Genomic DNA, 17,581 nt, shown 5'->3' on the forward strand with positions numbered 1-17,581 from the left:
ATCGAAATAACAAAGCCTCTCCGCAGGGCCTTTCCTGGCCGAGACGGAGGTGCAGAGACCAAAGTATAACATGGGCGCGCGAAAGCGGCCAAGGCTTATCCGAAACGCTTGGTCAAGGCCGCGGCCACTTGGGCGATGACTCCCCGCCAGTCGCCGCGACGGGATTGGCGGAACAACCGCGCCGAGGGGTACCAGGGGCTGTCGTCGCGGTCCATCATCCAGCGGTAATCGGGCACATAGGCCAGCATCACCCAGGTTTCCACGCCCAGGCCGCCGGCGAGATGGATCACGGCGGTATCGACGCCGATCACCAGATCAAGGGCGGCGACGACGCGGGCGGTGGCGGCGAAATCGCCGCCCGGCGCTAGCGCCGCGGGCAAATCGGGCAGATCGGCGGCTGGCGGGCCGAGTTGTAGTCCCGTCCAGGCGATATCCAACCCGGCGTCTTTGACCCGATCGAACAAGGGGCGCAGCGCGGTCGCCGGACAACTGCGCAGCCTGTCCATGCGATTGCCCGGATCGCCGGCCCAGACCAGTCCCACCCGGGGGGGGGAGGAGGGCGGGCGCGGTGCCGGCTCGGCCCGGAGCCAGCGGTCGGGGCCAGGGATGGTCTCGCTGTCGACGCCTAAGCGGTGGGGCAGCGACATCAAGGGCAGATGGGCATCGGCGGCGGGGGGAGACTCGGCCTGGGCGACGACTCGCACCGCCGGTCCCAGGGCCGGTCCCAAGGATTGCGCGAGCAGGCCGACCAAAGACGGCGGGCACTCGATAATGCCTTGCGCGTCGCCGGCGCGGGCCAGGGCGGGGATGATCAGCCGGCTCATCATCAGGCTATCGCCGAAGCCCTGTTCGGCATGGAGCAACAAGGTGCGCCCGGGGCCCAACGGTTGGCCATCCCACAGCGGCATCGGCCAGTCGGTCGGCGCGGGGCCGGCGGCGCGGCGTCCGGTGAAGCGGCCCATCCGCCAGCGCGCCTCATGGGCGGCCCAGCCTTCCTCCCAGGCGCCGGCTAGCAGCAGGGCCCAGGCCAGATCATAGCGGGCCTCCGGCTCGTCGGGATCAAGGGCTAGGGCTTGGCGGTGGGCGGCGATCGCCCCCTTGATATCGCCCAATCCCAGCCGGCAAACCCCAAGGTTGGTGTGATAATGGGCCCGTTCGGGGGCGCGGGCGACGGCGGCGTCCAGCAAGGGCAGGGCGTCTTCCAGCCGGTCGCGCTCGATCAGGAAATGGGCGAGGTTATAGGTCCAATCGGGTTCGTCGGCGGCCAGGGCGACGGCCCGGCGCAAGGCCTTCTCGGCTTCTTCGTCAAGGCCGCTCTCGCCCAGGCCGGCCCCCAGGCTCGACCACGCCGCGGCATCCCCGGGGCGAAGCGCCACCAGCGCCCGCCAAGGAGCGATGGCCTGGGCGGCGCGGCCGGCCCGGCGCAGCAGCACCCCCTGGCGGCGGTGCAATTCCGCCTCGTCGGGGTGACGGCGAAGGGCGTCGTCGAGCAGGGCGATGGCTTGGTCGCGCCGGCCAAGCTCCTCCAGGCGGTCGGCGCGAAAGCCCAAGGCGCCGGCGGTGGCGGGAAGACCCTCGGCGGCGCTCAGGGCTTCGGCCGGACGGCGCGCCCCGGCCAGGGCGACGGCCAGATCGGCCAGCCAGTCCAGCCGCGTCGGATCGGCAGCCACCGCCGCGCCCAGGCTTTCAAGGGCCGCCGTCGGTTGGCCAAGGCCAAGCAGAATGCGGCCAAGACCGGCCAGGGCCGGTCCGTGGCCGGGGTGGCGGTCGAGCACCAGACGATAGAGATCGCGGGCTTCGGCCGGGGCGCCGCCCTCGCGCAGGGCATCGGCGCGGGCGATCAGGCTATCGCGGATCGGGTTCGGGGCGGGGGGCGGCGACATCGCGGCTCCGGCAAAGGGGGACCCTGGTTCAGGCAAGAGCGCGGCGGCCACGGGCGAAAACCGCTTCTGGCTCCTGCCGCCACCCGGTCAGCCTCGCTTGCCCGGGCGATTGAGGCAAGCCCGCGCTTGCCCCCCCTCGGGCGGCCATGTCACCTTGCCGCCATGGACAGCACCGACGGACCCCTGGATCTGATCGCCGAGCGCGCCGAAGCCGCCTGGAGCCGGGGGGACCGGCACAGGGCGATGACTCTGGCCCGCCTGGGGCTTGGCCAGGATGACGGCCATCCCCGCCTGCTGGCCGTTCTTGGCGCCTTTGAGCAAGCCGAAGGCCGCTCGGCGGCGGCGGCCGGGCTGTTTCGCCGGGCGATGGCGCGCTGTGGCGATGATCCGCTGATGCTCCATAACCTGGGGGTTGCCCTGCGCGGCGCCGGGCTGATCGATGCGGCGGCCGCCGCCTGGGAAGGGGTTCTGAGGGGCTGCCCCCAGCGCTTCGCCACCTTGTTCAATCTGGCCCGCCTGCGCGACGACCAGGGCCGGGGCGAGGAGGCCTTGGCGCTGTATCGGCGGGCCTGTCTGGCCGATCCGGCGGCCAGCGACGCCGCCTATAATCTGGGGAACCTTCTGGCGCGGCGCGGCGCCCTCGCCCAGGCGGCCGAGGTTCTGGGCAAGGCGGCGAGTGTCACTCCGCACGATGCCCGCATCCAGACCAATCTGGGCATCGTGCTGCGGCGCTTGGGCGATGCCGCCGGCGCTTTGGCCTGCCAGCGGCGGGCCGTGGCTCTTGACCCCGATCTGGCCGACGCCCAGTGGAACCTTGCCAATCTGCTGCTGGCCCTGGACGATTATGACGAAGGCTTCGCCCGCTATGAATGGCGCAAGCGCCGCGCGCCGTGGCGGCTGGTCGATCCGCCTTTGGCCGAATGGCGGGGCGAGGATCTGGCCGGTCGGCGGCTGTTGGTCGGCCTCGAGCAAGGCGCCGGCGACATGATCCAGGCGGCGCGCTTCCTGCCGGTTCTGGCCGGGCGCGGGGCCAGGGTCATCGTTGAGGCGCCCGACGCCCTGGCCGGTCTACTGGCGACCGTCGATGGCGTCGAGTCGGTGGTGGCGCCCGGGGCGTGGGCGGCGGCGCGGGCGACGTGTCATATCCGCGCCTTCAGCCTGCCCTATCGGCTGGGCCTGCGCTTTGCCGATCTGGCGGCCACCGCCGGGCCCTACTTGCGCGTTCCCCCTCGCACGCCGACGCCGCCAGCGCTGCCGCCGGGGGGCCAAGGCCCGTGCGTCGGCCTGTGCTGGTCGGGCAATCCCGATTTCACCGAAAACGCCGTACGCGCGGCGCCGCTGGCCGCCTTCGCCCCTTTGACCGCCGTCGAGGGGCTGACCTTCTTCAGCCTGCAAAAGGGCCCGGCCGTGGCCGAGCTGGCGGCGAGCGGCCTGCCGGTCATCGATCTCGATCCGTGGCTGGTCGATTACGCGGCGACGGCGGCGGCGATGGCGCGGCTTGATATGGTGGTGACCACCGATACCAGCGTCGCCCATCTGGCCGGGGCCTTGGGCCGGCCCTGCCTGCTGCTACTGGCGGCCCATTGCGACTGGCGCTGGGGCATCGGCCGCGAGACCAGCCCGTGGTATCCTAGCCTGCGCTTGTTGCGCCAGGAACGCCTCGGGGACTGGCGGGCGCCGGTGGCGCGTGCGGCGGCTCTGCTGGCCGGCTTGCGGCGCGGGACCGATACTCGCGGGCCAGAATCGACATGATGGCCAGGGTACGGTAGCCGTTGGCGCCGAGAACCCCCTCGCGCAGGTCGCCCTCGTGAACAAAGCCCATGTCGGCGTAAACCTGACGGGCGCGGGTGTTATCGGAAAACACGTCCAGCCACAGGCGATTGGCGCCGAGGCCGGAGAAGGCGTGATCGATCACCGCCTCCATCATCGCCTTGCCGATCCCCAAGCCTGGCCGCACGGCGATCATCCGCACCAGTTCGACCGCGTGATGGGGATTGGTCAGCCCGGCGAGGATGACGAAGCCCACCGGCCGCGCCCCCGAATCCTGGAACAGGATATATTGGTGATCGGACTCCGTCATGGCGTGACCATGGCGTTCGCGCGGCCAGGGCAGGATGAACGGGGCGTAATCGGGGCGCGCTTCCTGGCGCAAAATGAAGGGCAGATCCGTCGCCCGCCCGGGGCGACCGGTCAAAGGCCATTCGATTGGGGCAAATTCGGGCGGGGAAAATTCGGGCACCGCGGCAGGCGTCATCGTCATCGGGCCGGATCCGTTTCACGGTCAAGGAGGCCTCTTAAAAGCCGCTTGCGGGAATCCTGATCCCCGTCCGCCGCTCCAAGATCCTGATATTGAAGCAAATCGTCGTCGCGGTCTGGTTTAGATCGCTCGGGATTTGCTCTCCTGGGGCCACCCCTTTCGCCGCGTCCCGATCTTTTCCAGCCCGATCTCTTCCACAAAAAGACAATCCGTGAGCCTTCCTTCGCCGTCAAGCGATCCGAGGCGACGGTGGCGGGCGGCGGGCGCTCAGACCGGAGGGTCGCCGGCCTCGGGCGGGGGGGCGGAGTTTTCCAGGCCGGCGGGAAGATGAACCCGGAAGGACGATCCCTCGTCGATCACCGAGTCCACCCAGATGCGGCCGCCATGGCGTTCGACGATGCGCCGGCAGAGCGCCAGCCCGACGCCCGATCCGGCCACGCCGCCTGGACCGCCGCTGTCGAGCCGTCGGAACAAGTTGAAGACGGTGTCGAAGTCCTTGGGGGCGATCCCCCGGCCATTGTCGGTGACGGTGATCTTCCAGCCCGGCCGCTGATCAAAGGCTAGGGCTTCGATCGCCACGCCGATGGCGGGGCGGCGGTCGGGGTGGCGGTACTTCAGAGCGTTGCCGATCAGGTTCTGGAAAAGCCGGGCAAGCTGCCCCTCGTCGCCCGAAATCAGGGCCGGCTCGTCGGGAAGGGTCAGGGCGGCGCCGCTTTCCGCGATCGCCAGGGTCAGGTTTCCCAGGGCGAGGGTCAGGGGATGGCGCAAGTCGATGGGTTCGAAGTGGGCTGGCTGGGTGGTGATGCGCGAATAATCGAGCAGGTCGTTGATCATCGTTCCCATGCGCGTCGCGCCGTCTTCGGCGAAGGCCATATAGTCGCGGGTTTCGCTGTCCAACCCCGGCCCCAAGCGGCGGCGGATGAGCTGCAGATAGCCCCGCACCATTCGCAAGGGTTCTTGCAGGTCATGGGAGATGCCGTAGGCGAAGCTTTCAAGCTCGGCGTTGGAGCGGGCGAGGGCGGCGGTGCGATCGGCGACCCGTTGCTCAAGGATGGAATTGGCCCGCTCAAGCTGCTTGCGGCCGTTTTCCAGTTCGATGATATCGCAATAGGCGCGCAGGGCGGCGACGATGGTGGTGAACAGCTTCTGCGAGGTCAGCTCGGTCTTGGCCTTGTAGTCGTTGATGTCGTACGCGACGATCACCTCGCGCTCGGGCGCCTGACCGGGCTGGCCGGTTCGCAAGATGATGCGGATCGCCCGGTTTCCCAGGTCCTCGCGGATATGGCGGACCAGCCGCAAGCCGGCGTCGTCGGATTCCATGACGACGTCAAGCAAGATGGCGGCGATATCGGTTTCGTTTGCCAGAACGGTCCGGGCTTCCTCGGCCGAATGGGCCGAGAGCAGCAGCAAGGGGCGATTCTTGAAGGTGACGTTGGCCAGAACCGTCCGCGTGATCAGATGAACTTCCAGATCATCGTCAACGATCAAAACCTTCCACCCCAGGTCCGATGCCGGGGAGGAAACGCGGTCTTCTCCGGGAAGGTCATCTTCGACGAGGAGAAGATCGGGGTCGCCGATGGGATCGTTCATCTGGCCATGCCTGTGCCCGTCCGGGCGGACCTTCTCCGCAGGAGTGTACCGTTAGCGAAGTGTGCGCGTTTGAAAATAAAAACACAACAAAGGGTGCAAGAGGCCGTCTCCCGCCCGGGAAACGCCGGCCCTGCCTTCCGCTAGGAAGACAGGGCTGTTCGATTTCGAACGACGCCTAGACGTCCAGGCCCAGATCGCGGTGCTCTTGCGCGCCCGATTCGTCTTCAAAGGCGATGCGCAGGCCAAGGGTCAGCTTGATCGCCAGCCAGACGACGAAGCTGGCAAGGACCATCGCTCCGCCGACGGCGGCCGCGCCCAGGGCCTGGGTGGTCAACGGCACGGTCGGATCGATGACCGACACCACCAGGGTGGCCCACAGGCCGCAGATCAGATGCACCGAGATCGCGCCGGTCGCGTCATCGATGCGCAGGCGCTCGATCAACGGCACGGCGATGACCACCAGCAAGCCACCGATGGCGCCGATGGCCAGGGCGACCAGGGGCATGGGCAGGTGGGGGGCGGCCGAGATCGAGACCAGACCGGCCAGGGCGCCCTGCAGGCCCCGGGCCATCACGCCGTTGCGACCGACGATCAGCGACACGATCAGGGCGACGGCCAGCCCGGCCGCGCCGGCGAGCAGGGTGTTGACGTAAGTGGGCACCAAGATCGCCGGACCGGCTTCGGGCACGGCCAGCAGCACCGCCCCGCCGGTCAGGCCAAACCAGCCGATCCAGCCGGCGAAGGTGCCGAAGGTGGCCAAGGCCAAGCTATTGGTGGGCAGGGCATGGATGGCGCCGTTCGAGGTGAATTTGCCCTTGCGCGCGCCCAGCAGCACCGCCCCGACCAGGGCGGCCCAGCCGGCGGCCGAATGCAAGACGGTGGCCCCGCCGATGTCGACGAAGCCAAGGCGATCAAGCCAGCCGCCGCCCCAGCTCCACGAGCCGGCGATGGGCCCGAGAACCGCCGCCAGCACCACGGCGAAGATCATGAAGGGCCATAGGCGCAAGCGCTCGGCCAGGGCTCCGGCGACGATCAGCACCGGCAAGGCGGCGAAGGGGGCGCGCAGGAACCATTCGGCCATGGCGTCCGGTGTCGCCCCTTCGACCGGAAGCGGGAAAAAGGCGAAGGTGCCGTGAAAGCCGCCGTTGACTCCGACCATCAGAACATTGCTGCCGATGAAGAAGAAGGCGAGAACGGCCAGGGCGCTGCCGCAGATGCCCTTGATGGCCTGGGCGCCGCTCGCCCCCGGGCGTACCAGCCCGCTTTGGAACAGCGTCAGCCCGGCGAGCAGCCCCATCACCAGCAGGCCCTGCATGAGCAAAGGCAGCGGGACCGGCCACAGGGCGGGATCGGTGAGCGGGCCGGGCAAAGGAGAAGCCAGGCTTTCCTGGGCGATGGCGGGGGCGCCGAGACCGAGGCCGGCGAGAACAAGCAGGGCCAGGGCGGGCAAGGACGCACCGGCTGGCAGGGTCCGCGCGCGGGCGGGGTTGGTCATGGGAGAAATCCTCCTCAGAGAGCGTCGGCGTCGATTTCGCCGGTGCGGATGCGCACGATCTTGTCCAGGTCGTAGACGAAGACCTTGCCATCGCCGATTCTGTCGGTCCGGGCGGCGTTGCAGATGGCTTCGACCGCGAGGTCGGCAAGTCCGTCGCTCACCGCCACCTCGATCTTCACCTTGGGCAGGAAGTTCACCTGATATTCGGCGCCCCGGTAGATTTCCGTCTGGCCCTTCTGGCGGCCGAATCCCTTCACTTCGGAAACGGTCAGTCCGTGGACGTCAAGCGATGTCAGTGCCTCGCAAACTTCGTCGAGCTTGAAAGGCTTGATGATGGCCATGATCAGCTTCATGAGTGCCTCCCCCAATCGGATCGGTTCGGTTGCCTGATGACTTCGGAAATCCCCCTGGGCGTCGCCGCCCGCCGGTTTCTTGTCGGTCTGCAAGGACGAGGTCCCGCCTGAGCGGGACCGGAGTCTCAAAAAGTTTGGCCCCGCTAGCGCAGGACCGGAGTCTCGAAAAGATGTGGTCCCGCTAGCGCAGGACCGGAGTCTCGAAAAGATGTGGTCCCGCTAGCGCAGGACCACGGTCTTCGTGCCGTTGATCATCACCCGGCGTTCGACATGCCAGCGGACGGCGCGGGCCAGAACCACGGTTTCCAGATCGCGACCGGCGGCGACCAGATCGTCGACCCGGTACTTGTGATCGACGCGGGCGACTTCCTGTTCGATGATCGGGCCTTCGTCCAGGGCGTCGGTGACGTAATGGGCGGTGGCGCCGATGATCTTGACGCCGCGGGCATGGGCCTGATGATAGGGCTTGGCGCCCTTGAAGCTGGGCAGGAAGGAATGGTGGATATTGATGCACCGTCCCGACAGCGCCGAACTCATCGCCGGGCTGAGAATTTGCATGTAGCGCGCCAGCACCACCAGATCGGCGCTGGAGTCATCGATCACCTTCAAGATCGCCTCTTCCTGGGCTTCCTTGCCACCGGTGGTCACCGGCAGATGGTGGAAAGGAATGCCGTGCCATTCGGCGAGTCGCGCCAGATCCTTGTGGTTGGAGACGATGGCGGGGATCTCGACATGAAGCTGGCCGGCCTGCCAGCGGTGCAGCAGGTCGTACAGGCAATGGCCAAAGCGCGAGACGGCGATGACCACCTTGGGCTTGCGCTCGGCCGACACCAGATCCCAGGTCATCTCGAAGCGTTCGGCGACGGGGGCGAAGCATTCGCGCAGCGCGCCGAGCGACGGCAAACCGGCGGTGTCGGAGCGGAAAACCGTGCGCATGAAGAAGCGCCCGGTATCGGGATCGCTGTAATAGGCCGCCTCGATGATGAAGGCGCCCTGGCTGTTGAGAAACCCCGAGACCGCCGCCACCAGACCGAAACCGTCCGGGCAGGTGATGGTCAGAATAATCGCCTTGCGGGGATCGGTGGGCGGCGGTGGTGTCTGCGGCTGTAACATGATCTCTCGTCCTGACGAAGCAAGCTTGGGTGTGTACCTCCCGTAACGGGTGTTCGTCCAGTGCGGGGTGGACTTTGCGCGGCTTTACCGGGCCCGACTTGCGGAGTATCGTGCGCCCCTTTCCGAAAATGGGCCGTTTTGGCCGAGCAGGGAGACCGCCGATGGGTGCGCATTTGATCGATGGTAAGGCCATCGCCCAGCAGCTTCGCGAGCGCATCGCCCAGGAGGTCGCCGATTTGAAGGCCCATCGCGGCTTGGTGCCCGGCTTGGCGGTGGTGCTGGTCGGCGAGGATGCCGCCAGTCAGGTCTATGTCGGCTCGAAAGAGAAGATGGCCGTCGCCGTCGGCATGCATTCGGTGGTCTGCCGCCTGGCGGCCACGACCTCGGAGGCCGAGGTGCTGGCCAAAGTGGAGGCGCTCAACGCCGATCCGACGATCGACGGTATCTTGGTGCAATTGCCGCTGCCCGCCCATATCGACGAGGACAAGATCCTGCTCGCCATCGATCCCGACAAGGATGTCGATGGCTTCCATCCGGTCAATGTCGGGCGGCTGTCGATCGGCCAGTCGAATGGCGAGCACGGCATGGTGCCCTGCACCCCCAAGGGCTGCCTGATGCTGCTCAAGGGCGTGCTCGGCGATTTGACCGGCAAGACCGCCCTTGTCATCGGCCGCTCCAATATCGTGGGCAAGCCGATGGCCCAATTGCTGCTGTCGGCCAATTGCACCGTCACCCTCGCCCATTCGCGCAGCCGCGATCTGCCCGATCTCTGCCGGCGCATGGATATCGTCGTCGCCGCCGTCGGCCGGCCCGAGATGGTCAAGGGCGACTGGCTGAAGCCGGGCGCCGTGGTGATCGATGTCGGGATGAACCGCTTGCCCGCGGCCCCGGGGGCCGAGAAGGGGAAGTTGGTCGGCGATGTCGATTATGCCTCGGCCGCCGCCGTGGCCGGGGCGATCACCCCGGTGCCGGGCGGCGTTGGGCCGATGACCATCGCCTGTTTGCTGGCCAATACCCTGGAGGCCTGCAAGGCGCGGGGCGCCGGCGCCTGAGAGCCCGGCTCCGCTCACAGCATACGGGCGAAGTCCTCGGGCGGCAGCGGCCGGCCGAACAGATAACCCTGGATCAGATCGCAATAGTGCTCGCGCAGAAATTCTAGTTGCGCGTGGGTTTCCACGCCTTCGGCTACGACGGTTAGGCCGAGGCGCCGGGCCATGATCGCGGCGGTTTCCACAAGAACGGCATCCTCGTGGCTGGTCAGCACATCGGCCACGCAGGAGCGGTCGAGCTTGAGGATGGAAAAGGGAAACTGGCGCAGGCATTTGATCGAGCTGTGGCCCGAGCCGAAATTGTCGATCGCCAGGGCCACCCCCATCTCGGATAAGGCCATCAGCGCCGGGGCGATGCCCTGGGGATCGCGCAGCACCATCCCCTCGGTGATTTCCAGCTCGAGGAACGCCGCGCCAAGGCCGGTTCCCTCTAGCGCCTCGCGGACGCGCAGGGCGAAATCGGGATTGCGCAACTGGCGCCAGGACACATTGACCGAAACGCGAAAGGCCTTCGCCCCCTGAGCCTGCCAGACCTTGGCCTGGGTGCAGGCGTTCCACAGCACCCAGCCGCCGATCTCGTCGATCAGCCCCAGTTCCTCGGCCACCGGAATGAACCGCGAGGGCGGGATGAACCCCTTGTCGGCCAAGGGCCAGCGCACCAGGGCTTCGGCCGAGACCACCGCCAGGGTCGCGCTGTCGACCACCGGTTGGTAATGGATGGTCAAATCCATCGCCCGCACGGCCCGGCGCAGGGCGTTTTCCAGGTCGAGATGGCTTTGGATTTCCCGGTTCATTTCCTCGGTGAAGAACTGAAAGGCGTTCCGCCCCGAGGCCTTGGCCCGATACATCGCCGTATCAGCGTTGCGCAACAAGGTATCGACGTCTTCGGCGTCATTGGGAAAAAGGGTGATGCCGATCGAACTGCCGATCAGCACCTCGTGCCCGCCCTCCAGGGTGAAGGGCCGGCGCAGGGTTTCAAGGATGCGGTTGGCGATCATCGCATAGTCGCGCTGGTGGCCGTCGCCGGTCAGGGCGATGGTGAATTCATCGCCGCCCATGCGCGCCAGGGTGTCGCTGTCGCGCAGGCACTGCGACAAGCGCGTGGCCACCTGTTGAAGCAACTGATCGCCGAAGGAATGGCCAAGCGAGTCGTTGACCGTCTTGAAATGGTCGAGATCGACAAAGAGCACGGCGAGTTGATCGTTGCGGCGGCGGGCCGAAGCCAGGGCGGTGAGCAGACGGTCCTGGAACAGAACCCGGTTGGGCAGGCCGGTCAGGGTGTCGTGGTTGACCTGCTGCCAGGCTTGGCTGTCGGTCGCCGGCGAGCGGGGTTCGATCACCGTCATCAGGCGATCGACCGCGCCGTCATCGCGACGCAGCGGGATGATGGTCAGACGGCTGTGGGTGCGCTGGCCGTCCGCGGTCGGCAGGTCCACGTCGTTTCGCCAGACCCGCCCGCAGAGCAAATCCTCCCACAGGGTGCGCGCCAGTCCCTCATGAAGGTATCCCGTGGCCAGGGCCTGGGGAGTCGCCCCCAGAAGGGCGCGCACGGCGGCGATGTCCTCGGCCAGGAAGGCCGGATTGGCATAGGCGATCCGGCCAAGGCCATCGCTGAGCATCACGCCCAGGGGGATATGGTCAAACAGCGCCGATTGGGAAACGGGCTCGACCTCTCCCTCTTGGGGGGCGAGGGTGATGAGGATCACCTGAAGGGGGGTATCCGTCGTTCTATCGGCCGCTCCGTCGCCGCGTAGCACGACGGGAATGGCCCGGCCATCGACCCTTAGCGCCGTGCGCAGGTCCCAGGGCGGTCCGGCCAGACGCAGGCGCGCGGCCAACACCTCGCGCGAGGGGTCCTCAAGGAACGAGAGGAAGGGCAAGCCGCTGAGCGACTCGGCCGAAAGCCCTAGGGCTTGCCAGAGGGTCTTATCGACGGAGAGGATTTTCCCCGCCGACAAGACCACCGAACCGCATAGACGACGCCCGCCCGCGCCCTCCGCCCCAAGGTTCGAGGAGACGGAGGGCGACGAACGATCGGGCGGGGTGGGGGCTTGCGGGCTGGCGGACATGGTTAACGGCACGGCCCCCGGTCGATGAAAAATTCTCTTATCGCTCTTTTATGGCGGCGCCGATCCCTTATTGGTGGAATTTAATTAAAATGCGCTGCAACGCAACCATTCCTCCATGACCGATGCGGTTTTTTCCCATCCGCGATCGAGCATCATGGCGTGGCCGATATCGGGCAACAGCTGGGCGGTGGTGCCATGGAAGGCGGCGGTCGCCAGAACCTCGATCGGTGGCACGAAGGCGTCATCCTCGGCGCCGAGCACGAGCAGGGGCAGTTCCTGGGGGCAGCGGCGGCGCGGCACGTCGAACCACGTCATATCAAGAACCACCCGCGAGGATTCGTTTTGCAGCAGGGCGGTGTAGCGTTCGGCCTCGCGCGCATCCAAGGGGGTGCTGAACAGTCCGGCTTCGACCATGCGCAGGCTGGCTTCTTCCGGTCCGAAGGTTTGAATGCGCCATAACGCCATGCACAGCAACGGATGGCGCAGCGCCATCAGCACGCTGCCGCTGAACAAGCCGGTGGGGGGAACCGAGGCGAGCAGCACGGCGGCGGCGGCCTGGGTATCTTCCAGCACCTTCTGAACGACCATTCCGCCCATCGAATGACCAATCAGCACCGGGGGGCGGTCCAATTCGTCGATGACCCGGCGCAGATCGTCGGCGTAATCGGCAAGGCGGGTGCTGTCGAGCCGCTCGGCGCCGTCGCTGGCGCCATGGCCGCGCAACGACAAGGCATGGGTATCCCATCCCCGCGCGGCGAACCAGGGCATGAAGGTTTCCCGCCAGCACCAGGCGCCGGCAAAGGCGCCATGGACGAAAACCAGCGGTGGCCGGTCGGCCATCTCCGGATCGGCGGTGGTTGGCGGGACCCGCAAGACTTCGAGATGCATGGACCTGCTCTCCTGAATTTTGTGGGTGCGAGCGCGGGGGCGCGGGGGGTTCAATATGGGCGCATGGCCTCTTTCCCGCCAGAGCTTTGCCAGTTCCGCGCGCATCCCCGGCCAAAACCGATCGTTGCCATAGCGAGGATGGTCCCTATCTAGGAGGGGCACCCGCACGGCTTGGAGGATGGCATGCTTGATGGCTGGCCCGACGCGACGCTGCTGGCACGGATCCAGTTCGCTTTCACGGTTTCCTTTCACATCATCTTTCCGGCCTTCACCATCGGCCTTGCCAGCTATCTGGCGGTGCTCGAGGCGACGTGGCTGATCACCAAGCGCCGGGTGTTTCTCGATCTCTATAAGCACTGGGTTCGCGTCTTCGCCCTGACCTTTGGCATGGGCGTGGTGTCCGGGCTGGTGATGAGCTATCAGTTCGGCACCAACTGGGGGCCCTTCGCCAAGGCCACCGGCTCGATCCTGGGGCCCTTGATGGGCTATGAGGTGCTGACCGCCTTTTTCCTGGAGGCGGGGTTCCTTGGCGTGATGCTGTTCGGGCTGACGCGGGTTGGCCCCCGCCTGCATTTCTTCGCCACCCTGATGGTCGCCGTCGGCACGCTGATCTCGGCCTTCTGGATCCTGGCGGCCAATTCCTGGATGCATACCCCGACCGGCCATATCCTGGAAAACGGCATCTTCCGACCCGGCGACTGGATGGAGATCGTCTTCAATCCCAGTTTCCCCTATCGTCTGGTCCATATGGTCACGGCGGCCTATCTGACCACGGCCCTGGTGGTGGGGGCGGCGGCGGCGCGGCGTTTGCTGCTGCTGCGCAAAAGCGGCGAAGGCCGTAACGATCCGGGCAAGGGCGAGGCCTCGCGGCTGGCTTTCGCCATGGCCATGGGCATGATCGCCCTGACCGCGCCGCTTCAGGCCTTTCTCGGCGATCTGCATGGCCTCAACACCTTGGAGCATCAGCCGGCCAAGATCGCGGCCATGGAAGGCCATTGGCAGGAAACCATCTCCCCGGCGCCGCTGATCTTGTTTGGCCTGCCCGACGCCGAGGCCGAGACGACGCGCTACGCCGTCGAGATCCCCTATCTCGGCTCGTTGATCCTGACCCATTCCCTGGACGGCGCGCTTCAGGGGCTCAAGGCCTTTCCCGAGGCCGATCGCCCGCCGGTGGTCATTCCCTTCTGGTCATTCCGGGTGATGGTCGGCTTGGGCCTGCTGATGATCGCCCTGGGCGCCCTGGCCGTTTGGGCCCGGCTGCGCGGTAGGCTTTACGACAGCCCGGCGCTGTATCGCTTCGCCCTGCTGATGGGACCGGCCGGTTTCATCGCCGTTCTCGCCGGCTGGGTGACGACCGAGGTCGGTCGCCAGCCCTTTGTCGTCTATGGGCTGATGCGTACAAGCGATATGGTCTCGCCGATCGGCGCCCCCGGGGTGGCGGCATCGCTGCTGGCCTTCATCGTCGTGTATTTCGCCGTCTTCGGGGTGGGCATCCGCTATCTGCTCAAGATGATGGCCCAGCCGGTGGCCCGCTCCAAGGATGATCCCGTCCCCTTCACCCGCGCCGCCGGCATCACCCCGGGTCCGGCCGAGGAGGCTCGCCATGTCGATTGACCTGCCTTTGATCTGGGGGATGCTGATCGCTTTTGCCGTCTTCGCCTATGTGGTGCTCGATGGCTTCGACCTGGGCATCGGCATCCTGTTTCCCTTTCTGGGAGGCGAGGACGAGCGTAATCGGGCGATGAATTCGATCGCCCCGGTGTGGGACGGCAATGAAACTTGGCTGGTTCTTGGCGGCGGCGGCCTGTTCGCCGCCTTTCCCGAAGCTTATTCGGTGCTGATGACCGCCTTTTACGCCCCGGTCATCGCCATGCTGCTGGCTCTGGTGTTTCGCGGCGTCGCCTTTGAATTCCGCTTCATGGCCAAACGCGGCAAGCGCTTTTGGACGGCCGGCTTCTTCGCCGGATCGCTGATGGCCGCCTTGTGCCAGGGGATGATGCTGGGGGCCTTCGTTCAGGGCATCGCCTTTGAGGACGGGCGCTATGCCGGGGGCTGGTTCGACTGGTTCAGCCCCTTCTCGCTGCTGACGGGCGCGGCGGTGGTCTGCGGCTATAGCTTGCTGGGCGCCGGCTGGCTGGCGATCAAGACCGATGGGCCCTTGGCCGATTTCGCCTTTCGCATCGCCCGGCTTGCCGGAGTCGTTACCCTAGTGGCCATCGTCGCCGTTTCGGCGCTGACGCCGCTGGTCGCGCCGCTTGCCGCCGAACGCTGGTTCGGTCCGCAGATGCTGTGGCACGCCCCGGCACCGATCGCCGTGGTGGTGCTGGGCGCCGTGTTGCTGCGCGCCATCGCCCGCCGGCGCGAGCTGACGCTGTTCCTCTCGGGATTGGGGCTGTTCGCCACCTGCTACATCGGCTTCGCCCTGTCGAAGTATCCCTATATCATCCCCGATCACGTCACCTTCCGCGCCGCCGCCGCCGATGAGGCCGCCCTGGCCTTCCTGCTGCCCGGGGCCCTGGTGCTGATCCCGATCATTCTGGGCTACACCGCCTATGCCTATTGGGTGTTCCGCGGCAAGACCGGACACGAGGGGTACGGCCATTGAGCGGGAACTCCTTGCCCCCCGAAGGCGGGCGCGGGCGGCGGCTTTTGTGGTTCGTCGCCCTTTACGGCGGATCGCTGGCCGCCTTGGGGCTGGTTGCCGCGGTTCTGCGCTGGGTGCTGTCGACGGGCTGAACGGGCTGCCCGGCCAAGCTGGCGACAAGGCGTTCCAGGGTCTTGGCGGCGAGGGCGTCCAGCGGGCGGGTGCCGCGACCGGGGGGATAGGCCTTGTCGGTGATCGCGGCGATCGGCACGGCCAGCCCCACCGCCTTGCCCGAGGCCAGGGTGGCGCTCGAGACATGCAGGGCCACCACCATCGGTCCGGCGGTCGTCCAAGCCAGGATCGGCGAGCCCGAATCGCCCTGAACCACGTCGCAATCATGGAGCACGGTGCCATTGGCCAGGGCGCCGGTCAGCGCGCAGCCAAGATTGGCGGTCTGGATATGGCGGTGATCGAAGCCATAGCCCACCTGGATCAGTCCGGCGGGCGCGGCGGCGATCGCCTGGGTTCCCAGCCAGCCCTCGCTGAGGCCCAGCGGGGTTTCCAGGCCGAGCACCGCCCAGTCGCCGGTGGTCTCGCCCGGGCGCGAGCCGGGGGCGCGGCGGATCGTGGTGACGGCGGAGAACGAGCGCCAGTCGCCGCGCTGGTAGCCAGCGGCGAAGGTCAGCCCAGAGGCCGGCATCCAGGCCCCGGTTCGCGTGTTCCACAGGCAATGGGCGGCGGTCAGAACCTCGGCCCGGCCGATCAGGCTGCCGGTGCAAAAGGCGCCGTCGGAGCGGTTGACCCGCCCGATCGCCGACCATGGCCAGGAAAAGGCGTCGACGGCGCGGCGGTCATCGGCGCCCTTGATGCCGGGCTTGAGGCGGGCGCGCAGGGCGGCGTCGCTTTCGGCGGGCAGATCGCGCGCCGATTGGGCCGCCGCCGCTCCGCCGATAAGGCCAAAAGCCAGGGCGAGAAGCAGCGGCCGGACCAGGGGGGCGATCAGCCGGCGGGGCGCCACGCGCTGACCACTTCGGGCGGCGGCAGAACGGAGCCGCCATCCACATAGCGCCAATCGACCATCACCCCTTTGCCATCGCGCAGGGCCGTGCGGCCGACCCAGGCGCCCATGGTCGACTGGTGATCGCTGGCGCGGAAGGAAAGCGGCCCCATCGGGGTGGAAAACGCCATGTCCTTAAGGGTCTCGACCAGGGTTTCACTTTCGGTGCCGCCGGCCTTTTCAAAGGCGACGGCCATCGCCGTTAGGGTGTTATAGCCCACCAGCGAGCCGACGAAGGGATCTTCCTTCCAGCGGGCGCGATAGGCCTCGACGAAGGCGCGGTGCGGCGCGGTGTCGATATCGTACCAGGGATAACCGGTGACGATCCAGCCCTCGGGCGCCTCGTCCTTGAGCGGGTTGAGATATTCCGGCTCGCCGGTCAGCATGCTGACCACCTGACGGCCGGCGAACAACCCGCGCACCCGTCCCTCGCGCACGAATTTCGGCAGATCGGCGCCAAACAGCACATTGAAGAGGCCCTCGGGTTCGGCCTGCTGCAGGGCCTGAACGGTGGGGCCGGCGTCAAGCTTGTAAAGGGCGGGCCATTGCTCGGCGACGAAGGTCACCTCGGGGCGGGCGGCCAGCAGCAGTTCCTTGAAGCGGGCCACCGCCGACTGGCCATATTCGTAATTGGGGGCGATGGTCGCCCACCGGGTGATCGGTAGCTTCGCCGCTTCGGCCGCCAGCATCGCCGCCTGCATATAGGTGCTCGGCCGCAGGCGATAGGTATAGCGGTTGCCCTTTTCCCAGGTCAGGGCGTCGGTCAAGGGCTCGGAGGCCATGAACAACACCTTGCGCTGGCGGGCGAAATCCGACACCGCCAGACCGACATGGGACAGGAAGGTGCCGGCCAGGGCGTGGACGCCGTGGCGGGTCAGCAACTCCTGGGCGGCGGTCACCGCCTTGCCCGGATCGCCGCCGTCGTCGCGGCTGATGACCTCCAGCGGCCGGCCGCCCAGCAACCCGCCGGCGGCGTTGATCTGCTCCACCGCCAGTTGCCAGCCGTTGCGATAGGGCAGGGTGAAGGCCGGAATCTGGCTGTAGCTGTTGATCTCGCCGATGCGAATCGCCTCGGCGGCCTGGGCCCGGCGGATCGCCGGCGCGGCCAGCCCCAGAATGCCGGCGGCCGATCCGGCGAGAAAGGCCCGTCGCCCCACCCCGGAGGCCGGTTTTTTCAAAGCCGTCCGCGCGGCTGGCTGCTTGTTCATGATCGGTTTTCCCCGCCCATCAAGAAATGCTCAAA

13 protein-coding genes and 1 pseudogene are annotated in these 17,581 nt (G+C 67.3%); 4 read left to right on the forward strand and 10 right to left on the reverse strand.

Annotation, left to right across the window (positions count from 1 at the left end; genetic code table 11):
• Positions 1–95: 95 nt before the first annotated feature.
• The gene (locus RRU_RS02875; RefSeq protein ID WP_011388308.1) at positions 96–1,883 is read right to left on the reverse strand and encodes a tetratricopeptide repeat protein; all 1,788 of its coding nucleotides are present in this window, start codon (positions 1,881–1,883) and stop codon (positions 96–98) included.
• 162 nt (positions 1,884–2,045) lie between these two features.
• Between RRU_RS02875 and RRU_RS20170 the strand changes: the two genes are divergently transcribed.
• Positions 2,046–3,635, forward strand: a complete 1,590-nt coding sequence (locus RRU_RS20170; RefSeq protein ID WP_014625965.1) for a tetratricopeptide repeat protein — start codon at positions 2,046–2,048, stop codon at positions 3,633–3,635.
• A gap of 70 nt (positions 3,636–3,705) precedes the next feature.
• Here the strand turns inward: RRU_RS20170 and RRU_RS19955 are convergent.
• The 5 genes and pseudogenes from RRU_RS19955 to purU form a co-directional block, all read right to left on the reverse strand.
• Positions 3,706–4,143 (reverse strand): annotated as a pseudogene (locus RRU_RS19955) (GNAT family N-acetyltransferase); the annotation flags it as partial.
• 264 nt (positions 4,144–4,407) lie between these two features.
• A complete protein-coding gene (locus tag RRU_RS02890; protein WP_011388311.1) occupies positions 4,408–5,730 on the reverse strand; it encodes a sensor histidine kinase in 1,323 nt (440 codons plus the stop codon).
• Positions 5,731–5,905: 175 nt separating this feature from the next.
• Positions 5,906–7,225 carry a Rh/ammonium transporter gene (locus tag RRU_RS02895; RefSeq protein WP_011388312.1) on the reverse strand — a complete coding sequence of 440 codons (1,320 nt, stop codon included), beginning with the start codon at positions 7,223–7,225 and terminating at the stop codon, positions 5,906–5,908.
• A 14-nt stretch (positions 7,226–7,239) separates the two neighbouring features.
• The gene (locus tag RRU_RS02900; protein ID WP_011388313.1) at positions 7,240–7,578 is read right to left on the reverse strand and encodes a P-II family nitrogen regulator; all 339 of its coding nucleotides are present in this window, start codon (positions 7,576–7,578) and stop codon (positions 7,240–7,242) included.
• Between the two features lie 219 nt (positions 7,579–7,797).
• Complete coding sequence (gene purU / locus RRU_RS02905) at positions 7,798–8,691, reverse strand: formyltetrahydrofolate deformylase (protein ID WP_011388314.1); 894 nt, start codon at positions 8,689–8,691, stop codon at positions 7,798–7,800.
• Positions 8,692–8,852: 161 nt separating this feature from the next.
• On the opposite strand from purU, the gene folD reads away from it, so the two are divergent.
• On the forward strand, positions 8,853–9,743 hold the full coding sequence (gene folD / locus RRU_RS02910; RefSeq protein ID WP_011388315.1) for a bifunctional methylenetetrahydrofolate dehydrogenase/methenyltetrahydrofolate cyclohydrolase FolD: 891 nt from the start codon (positions 8,853–8,855) through the stop codon (positions 9,741–9,743).
• Positions 9,744–9,757: 14 nt separating this feature from the next.
• On the opposite strand, the gene RRU_RS02915 is transcribed toward folD, so the two are convergent.
• Both RRU_RS02915 and RRU_RS02920 read right to left on the reverse strand, forming a co-directional pair.
• A complete protein-coding gene (locus tag RRU_RS02915; protein ID WP_011388316.1) occupies positions 9,758–11,809 on the reverse strand; it encodes a putative bifunctional diguanylate cyclase/phosphodiesterase in 2,052 nt (683 codons plus the stop codon).
• Positions 11,810–11,893: 84 nt separating this feature from the next.
• A complete protein-coding gene (locus RRU_RS02920) occupies positions 11,894–12,697 on the reverse strand; it encodes an alpha/beta hydrolase (RefSeq protein WP_011388317.1) in 804 nt (267 codons plus the stop codon).
• A 183-nt stretch (positions 12,698–12,880) separates the two neighbouring features.
• On the opposite strand from RRU_RS02920, the gene RRU_RS02925 reads away from it, so the two are divergent.
• Together RRU_RS02925 and cydB are read left to right on the forward strand one after the other, a co-directional pair.
• The gene (locus RRU_RS02925) at positions 12,881–14,311 is read left to right on the forward strand and encodes a cytochrome ubiquinol oxidase subunit I (protein WP_011388318.1); all 1,431 of its coding nucleotides are present in this window, start codon (positions 12,881–12,883) and stop codon (positions 14,309–14,311) included.
• Positions 14,301–15,302: a cytochrome d ubiquinol oxidase subunit II gene (cydB, locus tag RRU_RS02930; protein WP_011388319.1), complete on the forward strand. Its 1,002-nt coding sequence runs from the start codon at positions 14,301–14,303 to the stop codon at positions 15,300–15,302. The genes RRU_RS02925 and cydB overlap by 11 nt, the downstream gene beginning before the upstream one ends.
• A gap of 61 nt (positions 15,303–15,363) precedes the next feature.
• Here cydB and RRU_RS02940 read toward each other — a convergent pair whose 3' ends face one another.
• Positions 15,364–16,299: a trypsin-like serine peptidase gene (locus tag RRU_RS02940; RefSeq protein ID WP_014625968.1), complete on the reverse strand. Its 936-nt coding sequence runs from the start codon at positions 16,297–16,299 to the stop codon at positions 15,364–15,366.
• Complete coding sequence (locus tag RRU_RS02945; protein WP_011388321.1) at positions 16,281–17,546, reverse strand: ABC transporter substrate-binding protein; 1,266 nt, start codon at positions 17,544–17,546, stop codon at positions 16,281–16,283. The genes RRU_RS02940 and RRU_RS02945 overlap by 19 nt, the downstream gene beginning before the upstream one ends.
• Between the last annotated feature and the right edge of the window lie 35 nt (positions 17,547–17,581).

This window comes from Rhodospirillum rubrum ATCC 11170 (assembly GCF_000013085.1).
In the GTDB taxonomy this organism is placed as follows: domain Bacteria; phylum Pseudomonadota; class Alphaproteobacteria; order Rhodospirillales; family Rhodospirillaceae; genus Rhodospirillum; species Rhodospirillum rubrum.